The sequence below is a fragment of the Salinicoccus sp. Bachu38 genome (assembly GCF_038561955.2).
Classification (GTDB): domain Bacteria; phylum Bacillota; class Bacilli; order Staphylococcales; family Salinicoccaceae; genus Salinicoccus; species Salinicoccus bachuensis.
In genome coordinates this window covers 1,128,357-1,141,772 of the sequence record NZ_CP138333.2, presented here as the reverse complement: position 1 = coordinate 1,141,772, position 13,416 = coordinate 1,128,357, and the positions used below count along the sequence as shown (strand labels likewise).

The following is a 13,416-nucleotide window of genomic DNA, read 5'->3' as shown; positions in this document are numbered from 1 at the left end:
TAAAAAAATTAAATCCTTTACCACATTGCATCCCCCTTTTCTTTATTAAAATCAATTTACCACAATATTTCTTGCTAAGCAACATTTATTCTTTTATTTATCTAAAAATATTGAATAGTTAGATAAATTAATGTACTCTTGTGCTAATTAACAACCAAAGGGGGATTTTATATGAGGTTTACAATTATTGGAGCAGGTAACGGAGGACTAGCTTTTGCAGCATTTTTATCTAAACAGGGTTATAACGTTAACTTATTTGATAAATTCACTGAAATCATTGAACCCATTCAAACAAACAATAATAAGATAGAATTCAATGAAGACAAAGAGAATTACTCTGTGCAATTAGACGTGATAACAGATAATCTAAATGAGTCAATCCAGTATGCTGACTTTATCTTTGTTGTCACACCTGCATTTATTCATGAAACTTTGGCTTATGAATTGGCTAGTATTATTAAGAAGAAGCAAATAGTTATTTTACATCCAGGGAGAACTGGTGGTGCTATAATATTTAAAAATATTTTTAATAAGTTCAATAAAAATAATATTATAGGGGAAACTGAGACATTACTATTCTCTTGTAGGAAAATAAATGGTACTAAAGTTAAAGTTTACGGCAAGAAAAACTATGTAGGACTAGCTACAATCCCTTCAGATAAATCAGTCGAAGTAACTAGTTCTTTAAATCAAGCAATCCCTTATTTTAAACCTTTCGAAAACATACTGGAAACAAGTTTGAATAATATGGGTGCTGTCTTTCATCCCGCTCCTTTAATTTTCAACATTAACAGAATAGAAAACAAAGAAGAATTTAAATTTTACTTAGATGGTATTACCCCATTAATTTCAACTTATATAGAAAAGATTGATCAAGAAAGGATAAAAGTAGCTAAAGCATATAACCTAGAGGTTCCAAACGCTCTAGAGTGGCTAAATACTAAATATGGTGTTAAGAGTTCAAATCTATATGATAGTTTACAAAAAAATAAAAGTTATTCTTCAATTACAGCTCCTTCTACAGTAATGACTAGATATGTACTCGAAGATGTACCAATGAGTTTAGTTCCAATCTCTCACCTTGCTAAAGAAAAAAAGATAGAGGTTCCCATAATAAATTCCTTAATAAAGTTTGCTTCTGACATATATAACAAAGATTTTTATAATGAAGGAAGAAACTTAAAGGATTTGTCTATGTATATCGATTAAGTTATGTTAAAACTTTAATTAGTGACTATATCAAGAATTTGACGGGAGATAACCATGACACTTTTTGAAAAAATTCAAAATTCAATAAACGAAGTGAGCGAGGCGAAAAAGAGGGTTGCTTACTATATCCTTGACAATTGGTTAGAAGCAGCATTCACAACTGCTAGGAAGGTATCAATAGAGGCAAACGTTAGTGAATCAGTAGTAGTAAGATATTCTCAAGATCTTGGATTTACTGGCTTCCCAGAGTTACAAAAAGAAATACAAAAAATGGCAAAAAATAGGTTGTCTTTATCTTTTACAACTGGAAAAGAAACAGAACCCAATAATGTTGAAGGTGACTTTCTTGAAATAAATGACGAAATACGGAATGTTTATAATAGCGAAATTAGAAATTTAAATAGTATTATGTATAATAATAATCTTGAAACATTTATAAATTTTAAAAATGATATATTAAATGCAAATAAAATATTAATCCTTGCAAGAAAAAATTCCTATGGTCCAGCAGAAATTCTAAACGGTCATATCAATGAAATTTTTTCAAAGTCAATTCTTATAAACGGAGAAACTATAGAAGCACTTGATTATATAAGAGGCTTGAGCGAAGAAGATTTGGTTATATTTATTTCTATACCATCAATTTCAAAAAGAATGGAAGACTTTAGTAACTATGTTAAAGAAAGAAATGTCAAACAGATAGCAATCACAAATAATCATTTTACTAATATTAGTAAAAATGCTCATACTTTATTAGCTACGTACGTAGATTCACTTTCTTTTTCTAATTCTCACATAGGGACAATATTCATAATAGATATAATAAACTATTTATTAACCACACAAGAAGGACCAACAATATTTAAGAATATAGAGGAGATGAAACTTTTAAATGAAAGATTCGGTCTAACAAAAGACAACAATTTATAATAATATAACAATGGTTGATGTTACTTTCGATTGTTCAGTTGAATAGTAAAAAATTATCTAGAAGAACTGGCCTTAATGAAATTAAGCCAGTTCTTTTATTATTTCCATTTCTCTCCACTTTAACATGTCACGCCACATAATAGTTGTCAGGTTCTCTGCGGTTTTTTCGACAGCATTGCGCTGATGATGCCGATGACGGGGAAGACGACCATCAGCGTGAGTATAAATGTATAGCTGTCGAAAATATCGTATCCGAGACCGAACGGCAATGGGCCGAGTGAGGAACCGATGACGACCATTGTAGAACCGACGCCGTTGATGCTTCCGACGTAGCGCCTGCCAAAATAGTTCGACCAGACAACATTCGTCCCGATCCGTTCGAGTCCGTTCGACATTCCCCATATGACACCGAAGAGTATGGCGAGCGCATAGGTGGTCACGTTGTTTAGGAAAAGCAGGAGGATGATTTCAATGACGAATATCATAACCAGGATATAGTTGGTCCTGATCCTGTCGGTAATGAGCCCGGAAACGAAGGACATCGGAATGCCGACCATGGCCATCAGACTCAGAACCATCGCGGAAGCGCCCATTTCGAGCCCATTCTCCTTGAAGATGGAGACGATGTGGAAGGTGATGCCCGTATTGACCATCGACGGTATGCCGACGCATATGAGCAGTGTCCAGAAGGACAGGGTGCGGCTCGCTTCCTTTAGGGTCCAGCTGTCTTCAAGAACGAAAATGTCGCCTCCTTCATTTTCTTCATCGTCATTTGTCTTCTGATGCAGGCCATCCGGTGACAGCCCCATTTCCTCCGGTGAATTCCGGATGAATATCCAGGCGATCGGAACAAAGGCCAAGAGCAGCGCAAAGCCCCAGAACTGCCATGCAAAACGCCACCCCCATTCCGATATGAGCCAGACATTGATGATCGGGAACAGCATCGCACTGGAGAAGCTCCCAAGCATCATCAGGCTGAATGCCAATCCCCTTTTGCGGATGAACCATTGGGGGACAAGCGTATTCGGAATCAGTGTCATGCTGCCCTGTCCGAAAAGGCGGATGAAGAAGAAGCCGATGGCCAGCATGAACATATTCTGCACAAAACTGTTGAAGAATGTGGCCAAAGCGAGTACGATTGCCGCAATGAGCATCATCTTCTTCTGACCGAACCGGTCGATGAAGTTGCCCACCCCGATCATGACGAATCCGGCAATCAATGTGGCAAATGAATAGAGGCTCGACACTTCCGTACGGCTCCACCCGAACTCTTTTATATATTCATCAATGAAGGCAGCATTGGAGTAGGTCTGACCCGGTCCCGAGAAGAAGACGGCCAGTCCGCATACCGCCACAATCACCCATCCATAATAGAAATTATTTTTATTTTTCATATCAGATTCACTTCCATTGAAATTATAAAGTATGTAGTGCAACTGAAAGCCAGCTAGGCTTGCAATCCAATTGTCTGTTTAGGTTATAACCAGATAATTTATGGTTTTCATATAGTTTAGAACAGTCTGCCCGAAATTCCAATATACCTATTACTCACCTCCTGCTTCAGGTATATATACCGCTACGATTTCGAGTTTTCTTTCTGAATAAATATTATATGCACATAAAAAACCTCCCCAAAGTCGATTCGGTTCAACTTTGGGGAGGGGCTTGGATTGGAATGGAATTACAGGTGTATTGATGACATCAGGTAGCTACTCCATCTCTTCCCGCTTCGGCATCCCGCTCTGGGCGCCGAGCTTCTGTACGGAGAGCGACGCGGCTTTATTGGCGAATGCAACCGCTTCTTCAAGCGCCTTTCCTTCAGCGAGTGCAACGGCGAGTGCACCATTGAATGTGTCGCCGGCACCTGTGGTGTCGGTGACTTCAACCTTCTCTGTCGGCACGGTGATCATCCTGTCCTCCCTGAAGAAGGAGGCACCTTTGGCACCGTTTGTGATGATCAGTCTCTCATGGAATTTCGGCAGGCCATCGGTATCGTACGCGAACAGCTTCTCCGCTTCATTGTCATTCGGCGTGATGTATGCGGCCTTCTCCCAATGGACATCATCGAGCTGCATGGCGGGCGCGGGATTGATGATGACGGGCACGCCGAGCGTCTCGCAGAGATCGAGGATGTGTTCGATGGTCCGTTTCGGAATTTCGAACTGGATGAGGACGTAATCGCTTGCCCCAATCTGTTTTTTGAACCCATTCACATAATCCGGATTCACTTCGCCATTGGCACCGGCGATGATGATGATCCGGTTGTCATGGTTGGAGACGATGATGTTGGCGAGCCCGGAGGAGGTGCCTGCTTCCGTCTCTATGGGGTCCGTATTCACACCCTGTGTTTTGAAATTCTCAAGGAGGGCTCTACCGAATGGGTCATCCCCCACCTTGCCGATCATATGTACTTCTGCACCGAGCCTGGCAGCCGCGACGGCCTGGTTGGCGCCCTTGCCGCCGGGCAGGGTCTTGAAGCTGTCGCCTGATATGGTCTCGCCCTGCTCGGGCATATTTTCTGCAACGGTCACCAGATCCATGTTGATGCTGCCGATGACTGTGATCCTAGGCTTCTTCATACGCTTCCACCCCGCCGTATGATTCGAGAATTTCTTCGAACAGATTCCAGAATGCCTCCTGGTCCACCTCATGGGCGAAACGGGTATTCGGAATCCGTCCCGTGACACCGAGCAGATCCACTGCGGTCTCCCCGTATGTGAATTCGCCTTTTGTCTCGATCGCCACATGGACGTGCCTGAAGCCGAACAGTTCCGGTTTCAGCAGATACATCGTCGTGCATGCATCATGGATTGGTCCGCCCGTCATGCCGAAGTGCTCCTGATACATATCGCCGAAGAATACGAGCAGTTCGGAGACGAAGTCCGCCACTTTATTATCGATCTTCGATATCCGCTTCTGGATGTCATCCGTTGCAATCACTTCATGCGTCGCATCGAGTCCGAACATCGTGATCGGTATGCCGCTCTCATAGACTACTTTTGCCGCTTCCGCATCCACATATATATTGAACTCGGCAGCGGGCGTCCAGTTGCCGAAGGTGCCGCCGCCCATCAGGACGATCTCTTCGATATTGTCCTTTATTTCGGGCGCCTTGACGAGTGCCATGGCGATGTTCGTCAACGGCCCGGTCGGCACCAGTGTCACCTTCTCTTCAGACTGCATCACCTGTTCGATGATGAAATCCACCGCATGCCCTTCGGACTTAATGCTTACAGGATCCGGCAGTTCGGGGCCATCCATGCCGGACTCCCCGTGGATTTCAGTCGCGATCTCGCTGGTCTTCACAAGTGGCCGGGAGGCGCCCTGCACGACCGGAACGTCGAGTGCGAGCAGGTCCTTCACCTTCAGCGCATTGATCGTATTCTTCTCCACTTCCACATTACCGGCAACTGTCGTGATGCCGAGGATTTCGAGGTCACTCTCTTTTGAAGCGGCGATGATGATGGATATTGCGTCATCATGTCCCGGGTCACAATCCAGAATTACTTTCCTTGCTGTCATTTTCTACATCTCCTGTCATCAGTATGGATTGACGTGAACATTCACATCTTTCACCTCTTCGTGATTTTTGAGCAATGTCTGTTTGACGATTCTTGCAACGTGATGCCCTTCTTCGACGGTGATGTCCGCATCGACGCTGATCTTGATGTCGATGATGACATACGACCCGTGCGACCGTGCAATCAGCCGGTCGATCTGCCTGACCTTGTCGATTTCGACGACCGTCTTCCGCATCTCACGCGTCTCATCCTCATTCAGGACGACTTCAAGCGTCATGCTGACTGCATCTTTCGCGAGCTGGAACCCCATATACATGATGATCAGTGCGATGATGGCACTGGCGGCCGGGTCCAGATAGCCGAGATAAGGGATGCCGTAGGCCGTGCCGATGATGGACAGACCGATGCCCACCAGAGCGACGACGGAGGATATGGCATCCGAGCGGTGGTGCCAGGCATCGGCGATGAGCGCAGGGCTCTTGATTTTCGTACCCAACCTGTATTTGTACTGGAAAAGCACTTCCTTCACGACGATGGAGAATATGATGATATAGAGTGCAATCATCGTCGTATAGTTCTGTGCAGTACCTTCCATCAGTGAAACGATTGCGTTATAGATGATTTCAAAGCCGACGACGACAAGCAGGATGGCCACAATCAGAGTCGCCACGTTCTCGGATTTCCCATGTCCATATGGGTGCTCGCTGTCCGGCGGCTTCTGTGCTGCCCGGATGCCGACGAGGACGGCAATGGAACTCACCACATCCGATGCCGAATGGGCGGCATCGGCGACGAGCGCCCGGCTGTTGCCGAGTATGCCGCCCACCGCCTTCAATACTGCCAGGAGCAGGTTCACGGCAATGCCGATCATTGTAGCAATCTGTGCCTTCTTATATCTATTACTCATGATTCAGCCCTCTTTTGCATGCATTGTCATTTCATACTATCATATTCCCCTCTTCATGGAACAAAAAAACAGAACCTTGCGGTTCTGCATCTATTGAGGCCCTTCCTCTGCCAGCGTTTCCACATCGGAGACGATTTCATCAAGCGGGAATTCCGTATCTCCGGTATCTACACCCGGATAGTCCTTGATGATCTTGCCCTGCTGGTCGATCAGGTAGAAACTGATGCCATGCGTCACCTGGTTGCTGCCTTCAGGAGGTGGTGCCACGATGGTCTTGAAATTGTTTTCGGCAAAGTTCCTGATGAAATCATAGTCGTATCCGGTCACCAGGTGCCAGTCCGTCCCTTCGGGGACATTATAATACTGAATGTAGTCCGTAAGCACTTCCGGAGAATCCGTCTCGGGATCGACGGAGAAGCTGACGACACCGTAATTCTCGATGCCCCGCGCTTCAAGCTCTGTGACCACTTCCGTCATATTTGCCGTCATCGGGGGACATACCGTCGCACAATTGGTGAAGATGAAATCGAGTAGCCAGACCTTGCCTTCCATGTCCGCCTTCGTAAACGTCTCCCCATTGTGGTCCGTCACTTCAAAATCATCGAGCGTATTGCCATATCGTGACATCGTTTCGACACCGGAGGTACTGCAGGCTGATAATACCAGCGTTAAAATAAATACAATAAAAATAGACTTCCGCATCAATAACCCTCCGATTTATATATAATTCCAACTATATCAAATAAAAACCCCCGGGCAACCTTAAAAAAGCAGGATTTTGTGAAAAGAATATGGCATATTCTGCAAACGCCAACAGAAAAGGGAGAATTCTTCAATGGAATTCTCCCTTTTCTGTGCATTATGCCTTCTGCCCTACTGCTGACGGTGGGCCTGCTCCTTTAAGAAGAAGGTCATCATAAGGCCTGCAGCGGCCATGACGGCCGAGAAGATGAATGATACATTTACCCCGGCGATTTCATCGCCGAGTGACGGCGTTCCCGCAGAAAGGTTCAGTGCCACGCCCGTCATTACGGTGACCATTACGGCTGTAAACAGTGAACTGCCGATCTGCCGCATCGTGTTGTTCATGGCGGTGCCATGGGGGATCTTCGAATCATGCAGGGCATTCATCGCGAAGGTCGTCAGAGGCATCATTGTCAGCCCTGTCCCGAGCAGACGGAATGTATAGACGATCGCCAGATAGGTGAATGTCGTCTCCTCGGCCAGGAAAGACAGCATTATCGAAGTCGCAAGTATCAGGCCGAGGCCTGTGAATGTCAGAATCCGGATACCGAACTTGTCGAACAGTATGCCTGCAACGGGCATCGTCGCCCCCATGAGCAGTGCACCGGGCAGCAGGGCCAGCCCCGATTCGAACGGGGTGTAGCCGAGCATGTCCTGCATCAGAACCGGCAGGATGTTGTTTGCACTGACCATGGAGGTGAAGACGATGACGCCGATCAGTGAACTCATGAGGAAATAGCGGTTCTTGAAGACGGTCATTTCCAGTATCGGCTGCGGCAGTTTGAGCTGGCGTTTCGTGAACACCACTACAAGTCCCAGTCCGCCGATGACCGAGAACAGCACGAGCGGATCCGCCCATCCCCTCACGCCTGCGACGGAGAAGCCATACAGCAGTCCGCCGAATCCGAGCGTGGACAGTACGATAGAGGGGATATCGACCTTCGGATTGGTCTGATGGGTCACATTCTTCATCGAAAGGTACGCAAGCAGCAGGTTAGCGAGCACGAGCGGCAGCACGATGAAGAACAGCGACCGCCATGGCCAGATGCCGACGATGTATCCTGCGAGCGGCGGGCCGATTGCCGGGGCAAGCCCGATGACGAGTCCGAAATAGCCCATCGCCTTGCCGCGCTGTTCAATCGGGAACTGCGTGAGCAGTATGACCTGTGTCAGCGGCATCATGATGCCTGCTGCAACCCCCTGCAGTATCCTCCCTGCCAGCAGCACCGAATACAGGGGGGCGACCGCTGCAAGGATCGTCCCTGCAATGAATATCGTCATGCCCGTCAGATACAGGGATCTAGACGTGAATTTATTGATCAGGAATGCCGATACCGGAATCATGATGCCGTTGACGAGGAAGAAGCCTGTCGTCAGCCATTGCGCCGTACTGAATGGAATGTTGAATGCCTCCATGATCGGCGGCACCGCTGTGACAAGCAACATCTGGTTGAGGAGCACAAGGAACGACCCCATCATCAATGTCGCAATCAAGACCGTCTTCTGGCTCGGCCGGGTAAAACGTGTGATCTGCATATTCTCACTACTTCCTTATGGTGACCCACCTGTTTTTATTTGAAGTTCGTGGTACTCCGTTCGTTCACTGCAGTGACTTCGAGTATGTTCTCCATGCGTTCCTTCAGTTCCTCAACATGGGAGATGATGCCGACCATCTTGCCGTGCGTCTGCAGTTCCATCAGTGTATTCACCGCCATATCGAGCGTTTCCGGATCCAGTGTGCCGAACCCTTCATCGATCAGCATCGTATCGAGGCTGATGCCGCCTGATTCCTGCTGCAGCGCTTCGTTGAGTGCAAGGGCCAGGGTGAGCGCCGCCTGGAAGGATTCGCCGCCGGACAGCGAGGTGATGTGGCGCGGACGGTTGTTGTAGAAGTCGAACACTTCAATGTCAAGCCCGGTCTTGCGGCTGCTTTTTGAAGTGCTCCGCCTGAGCTCGTAGCGGTGGTTCGTCATCTCGAGCAGCCGTACGTTCGCGATATGGAGGATGCGGTCCAGATAATACGTGAGGACGTAGCGTTCCAGCGAAACCTTCTGCTCATTCCTACCTGAGACTGCGTCAACAAGTGCCACAAGGGCATGGATCTCCTCGAGCTCCTCGTTGTGCTGGGCAATCAGGGCTTCCATTTTGTCCGAAGTCTTCTGATTATGCTCGAGATTCGCCATCAGTCGGGCCCGCTCATTGGTCAATGATTCGTCCTTTTCTTCAAGCTTTCGGATTTCTTCCTCGACCGCTCCGGTGTCCTGGAATTCCCGGGTCGATATCGTCTCGAGCAGCACCGCCCTGCGGCTTGCCAATACTTCCTTTCTGCTGTGGAAAGCCTTTATCGACGCCTCCATGGACCCCGCATCCGTTCTTTCCAGTACCGAGAGCAGATACGCTCTGTCCCTGCCGGTCTTTTTGGTGAAGCTGTCGATCCGTGGTGTTACTTCTTCAAGCTCGACAATCAACGTCTTGATCTGATCCTTCTGATGGGTCAGCTTCTCTTCCAGCCTGGACTTTTGGTCCCGGCAGTCCTGCTGTCTTTTTTCATTTTCCCTGAGGCGGCGCTGATAGTCCTCGAGCGCCTGCCGGCATTTCCGGAAGGAGGCGGTAAAATCTTCGTACCTCTCATACCCCGATTGGGTTCTGAACTCGGATGCAAGTCTTTCCACGCGGGAGAGGGAATGCCGGATGTTGTTCTCTTCCAGCCGGTTGTCGCTGAGTGTACGGTTCAGCTTATTATATCGCTGGTCCAAGTGCTGTTTATGCTCAAACTTCTTCCTGTCCGCCTCGATTTCTTCAGACAGCCGGTCCCGCCGCTCCTGTTTCTCCCGAAGGGATGCTTCGAGTGCAGCGATATCCTTGCGCGTCTTCCCTGCGATCAGCTCCTCTATCACCGTGATGCGTCGGTCCCTGGAGTCCTTCTCCTGTTCCAGCGCTTCAAGGTCCGCCTCGAACTTTTTGAGTTCTGCCTCTTCCGCTTCCGACAGATATTCATTTTCCTCAGGCAGCGTTTCGACGTTCTGCTGACAGACCGGACACGGACTGCCCACTTCAAGATGCCGGACCAGATGTTCTATATGTACACCATCGGAGGCGGAGAATCTGCTTTTTATACTGCTCTTCTTTTCATCACGTGCAGCCTCGATGATTTCACTTTTCCTGCCAATCGCCTCGATCTCCTCGGACAGGCCGGTCTTCTCTTCATCATACCGCCTGTTGGTGCGCTCTTCTTCAATATCCTGCCTGAGGGCGCTGATGTCATTGTCCATCTGGAACTTTTCCTGATTCAGCTGGTCCGAGTGCCTATGATCCCAGGCTTCTGAAGCAAGTGTCTGCTCGATCGATTCCAGCTCCTGTGAGAGCGTATCATTTTCCCGGCAGATCTCCCGTTTTCTCTTATTGAGGGACTCGAACGTTTCATCGAGACGCGCGATTTCATCATCATCCATGAAGCGCTCTGTTGCATTCAGCCAGCGCTCGGCCTTCTTGTACAGGGCATCCTTCTCCCCGAGTTCTGCATGGTCTCCAAGGACCTGTTCCAGCTCCCGGGAGACCTGCCCAGCCTGCACTTCAAGTTCCGACAAGGCCGCTTCGGCATCCGTTTTCCGGCGCAGCGCCTGATCCTCCGTCTTCAATGCATACTCCATCTCCTTGACCGCCCGATATTCCTCAAGGGAAGCTTCGAGCGACGCGATTTCGGAATGGTCGGCCTCGAGGGCCGAGAGCTGTGTTTTGATCTCCTCCAGTTCCTGAAGTTTTCTGTTGTTCTCCTGCTTCTGCTGAAGATCCTGCCGTCTTGCTTCCAGGGCCTTCCTGTTCTCTTCGAGCCCGGCTTCCATCCTGTCCTTCTCCGCTTCGATGAGTGATTGGATCTCCCGGATGGCAGCCACCCTTTTGGTGAATGTCGGATAATCCGCTTCAAGCAGTGCTTGTGCTTCAGCGAGCCCGCCGCTGCTGATCGTATTGAAAAGTCCCTCTATTTTTGCCTCTACGGCTTCACTTTCCGAAAGCTTCTCCTTCTTCAGTTCGTTCAGCCGTTTTTCGAACTGGACGAAGCGTTCCGTCCGGAACAGGGTCCTCAAGATCTCCTGCTTCTGTTCGCTTGATGAAGTCAGCAGTCTTTTGAACTCCCCCTGCGGCAGGATGAGGATCTGCCGGAACTGTTCGGCATTCAGCTGGAGGATGTCGAGCACCTTCTGCTTCACGCCATTGATGCTGCCCTCGAGCACTTCGCCCGATGCATTGTACAGTACAGCCTTCGGGGGCACCGGCGTCTTGCGGCCCTCCTTGCTGTATGAGAGGGTGCGTTCGATCGTATAGCGTTTCCCCCTGATCTCAAATTCGAGGCGGATGCTGCTGATGTCATCATCCGTCGCGAACTGGCTTCTGACTGATCCTTCGGCACGGTCGCTCGTCGACAGGGTGCCGTAGAGCGCATAGGTGATTGCATCGAATATCATCGTCTTTCCGGAGCCCGTCCTGCCGCCGATCAGGAACATGCTGTCCCTGACACGGTCGAAATCTATCGTCTCGTTCTCGAAGGGTCCGAAATACTGCATATTAATCAGAATCGGTTTCATCTGCATCACCTTTGAAATAAGTATTGAAAATCTGCTTCTGATAGTCCGTCGGCGGCTCTCCGTGGACGGTCCCGATGAATGATTCGAATATTTCGGCATCACTCGACCGGTGGGCATCGACCGTCGATTGGCTCCGCTCATGATGCTGCTTCACCGGCCTGAGCTCGAGCGTGTTGGGATAGAGCATCTTCAGTTTCGCCATCGGGTCATTGACGGTCTCCATGCCGGCAAGCTCGAATTTGAAATAGGAACCGCTGTCCTCGAATGTCACTTCCTCATTGATGACTTCATCGAAAGTGCCCTGGTAGTGCACCAGGTCGTGGCGGCAGCTGAGCGGTACGAAACGGCACTTCGTCCCCGCATCCGTCTCCACGAGGCGAAACCCTTTCGGCTGCTTGACCTCAGAAAATGAGTACTTGAGCAGGGAACCGCTGTAGAATATCTTCTCGTGCGTGATTGCGAAAGGATGATGCAGGTGTCCAAGGAGGACCAGGTCGAATGCCTCAAACAGCTCCGCCCCCACTTCCTCCGACAGCCCGACGGACAGGGGCCGCTCGGAATCGGACGCCTTCCCTTCCGAGATGAACATGTGCCCGATGAGGACATTGTAGGCATCCCGGTCCATGACCGCCGCTATCTCCTCCGTAATCCGCCGGTAGACATCATGGTGCGTCCGGATCGATTCATCATCGAAATACACCTTCGCCTCCAGCACATCCATATGCGGCACCATGTAGAAGTGGTGCCCGTCCATCACTACCGGTGTGGTGATGTCGGACAGCGACGTCCGCATATGGTAGTCGCTCTTCTCAAACCAGTAGCTGCCATAGTCCAGCCTCGAGCGGCTGTCATGGTTACCGCTGATGGCAAGTACCGGAATGCCCTTTTCTATATTGATCCTGTACAGGTATTCATTGACGAGCTTGAGCGCCGCCTGGGACGGGTTGCTCCGGTCGAATACATCACCGGCCACAACCAACAGGTCGACGGGATTGCTCTCTATATATTCAATCAACTGGTCAAGTATGAATTGCTGGTCCTCTATCAGGTCCACGCCGTTCAGGCGTTTTCCGATATGCCAGTCTCCAGTATGTAATATCTTCATTCTACCACCTCATGTGACTACGATTATACAAGAAAAACCGTCCCCAAGTAAATTTGGGGACGGCATTTCAGCTCAGCTGTCTGATGGATATGATGAGATCGTCCAGTTTCCGCTCCATGCGATGGAGCAGGAAGAAGGTGATCACGGCCGGAAATCCAACATCGCTGACCAGTGGGACCCATTCCATGCTAGATGATCTCGGTGACGTTCTGCTCGACAATCTTGGCGGAATGCACGGATACCGGTTTCCCCTGCATCGGCGCAAGAGCGCCCGTCTCTATGAGGCGCTCCGCCTCAAGCAGCAGTGTCGCCTCGGTCAGGTCCTCCTTGGGATTGCTGATGTTCAGCGTGAATCGGCGGTTCAGTTCTGTGTTGAATACAATCACAAGCTTTTTAGTCATTCCTCTTCCTCCCTCT

Annotated in this window: 12 protein-coding genes; 2 read left to right on the top strand and 10 right to left on the bottom strand. The window is 49.0% G+C overall.

Translation table 11 applies throughout. The features are described 5' to 3' along the window. The first annotated feature begins 171 nt into the window (after positions 1-171). Both RQP18_RS05620 and RQP18_RS05615 read left to right on the top strand, forming a co-directional pair. Positions 172-1,209, top strand: a complete 1,038-nt coding sequence (locus tag RQP18_RS05620; protein ID WP_342389176.1) for an NAD/NADP-dependent octopine/nopaline dehydrogenase family protein — start codon at positions 172-174, stop codon at positions 1,207-1,209. Positions 1,210-1,263: 54 nt separating this feature from the next. Then, positions 1,264-2,139 carry a MurR/RpiR family transcriptional regulator gene (locus RQP18_RS05615; protein ID WP_342389175.1) on the top strand — a complete coding sequence of 292 codons (876 nt, stop codon included), beginning with the start codon at positions 1,264-1,266 and terminating at the stop codon, positions 2,137-2,139. Between the two features lie 146 nt (positions 2,140-2,285). Here RQP18_RS05615 and RQP18_RS05610 read toward each other — a convergent pair whose 3' ends face one another. The 10 genes from RQP18_RS05610 to RQP18_RS05565 all read right to left on the bottom strand — a co-directional run bounded on the left by RQP18_RS05610 (position 2,286) and on the right by RQP18_RS05565 (position 13,400). Then, positions 2,286-3,533, bottom strand: a complete 1,248-nt coding sequence (locus RQP18_RS05610; RefSeq protein WP_342389174.1) for an MFS transporter — start codon at positions 3,531-3,533, stop codon at positions 2,286-2,288. 315 nt (positions 3,534-3,848) lie between these two features. Further along, entirely contained in the window at positions 3,849-4,718 is an 870-nt protein-coding gene (rbsK, locus tag RQP18_RS05605; protein ID WP_342389173.1) for a ribokinase, read from the bottom strand. Beyond that, positions 4,705-5,661 carry a nucleoside hydrolase gene (locus RQP18_RS05600; RefSeq protein WP_342389172.1) on the bottom strand — a complete coding sequence of 319 codons (957 nt, stop codon included), beginning with the start codon at positions 5,659-5,661 and terminating at the stop codon, positions 4,705-4,707. The genes rbsK and RQP18_RS05600 overlap by 14 nt, the downstream gene beginning before the upstream one ends. Positions 5,662-5,679: 18 nt before the next feature. Beyond that, entirely contained in the window at positions 5,680-6,567 is an 888-nt protein-coding gene (locus tag RQP18_RS05595; RefSeq protein WP_342389171.1) for a cation diffusion facilitator family transporter, read from the bottom strand. A gap of 90 nt (positions 6,568-6,657) precedes the next feature. Next, entirely contained in the window at positions 6,658-7,194 is a 537-nt protein-coding gene (locus tag RQP18_RS05590) for an SCO family protein (protein ID WP_342389170.1), read from the bottom strand. Between the two features lie 246 nt (positions 7,195-7,440). After that, positions 7,441-8,847, bottom strand: a complete 1,407-nt coding sequence (locus RQP18_RS05585; protein WP_342389169.1) for an MDR family MFS transporter — start codon at positions 8,845-8,847, stop codon at positions 7,441-7,443. A 35-nt stretch (positions 8,848-8,882) separates the two neighbouring features. Beyond that, on the bottom strand, positions 8,883-11,894 hold the full coding sequence (locus RQP18_RS05580; protein ID WP_342389168.1) for an SMC family ATPase: 3,012 nt from the start codon (positions 11,892-11,894) through the stop codon (positions 8,883-8,885). Next, on the bottom strand, positions 11,875-12,999 hold the full coding sequence (locus RQP18_RS05575; protein WP_342389167.1) for an exonuclease SbcCD subunit D: 1,125 nt from the start codon (positions 12,997-12,999) through the stop codon (positions 11,875-11,877). Before RQP18_RS05575 ends, RQP18_RS05580 begins: the two co-directional genes overlap by 20 nt. Positions 13,000-13,066: 67 nt before the next feature. Next, the gene (locus RQP18_RS05570) at positions 13,067-13,186 is read right to left on the bottom strand and encodes a YvrJ family protein (protein WP_084185049.1); all 120 of its coding nucleotides are present in this window, start codon (positions 13,184-13,186) and stop codon (positions 13,067-13,069) included. 1 nt (position 13,187) lies between these two features. Continuing rightward, entirely contained in the window at positions 13,188-13,400 is a 213-nt protein-coding gene (locus RQP18_RS05565; RefSeq protein WP_342389166.1) for a DUF2922 domain-containing protein, read from the bottom strand. Positions 13,401-13,416: the final 16 nt, after the last annotated feature.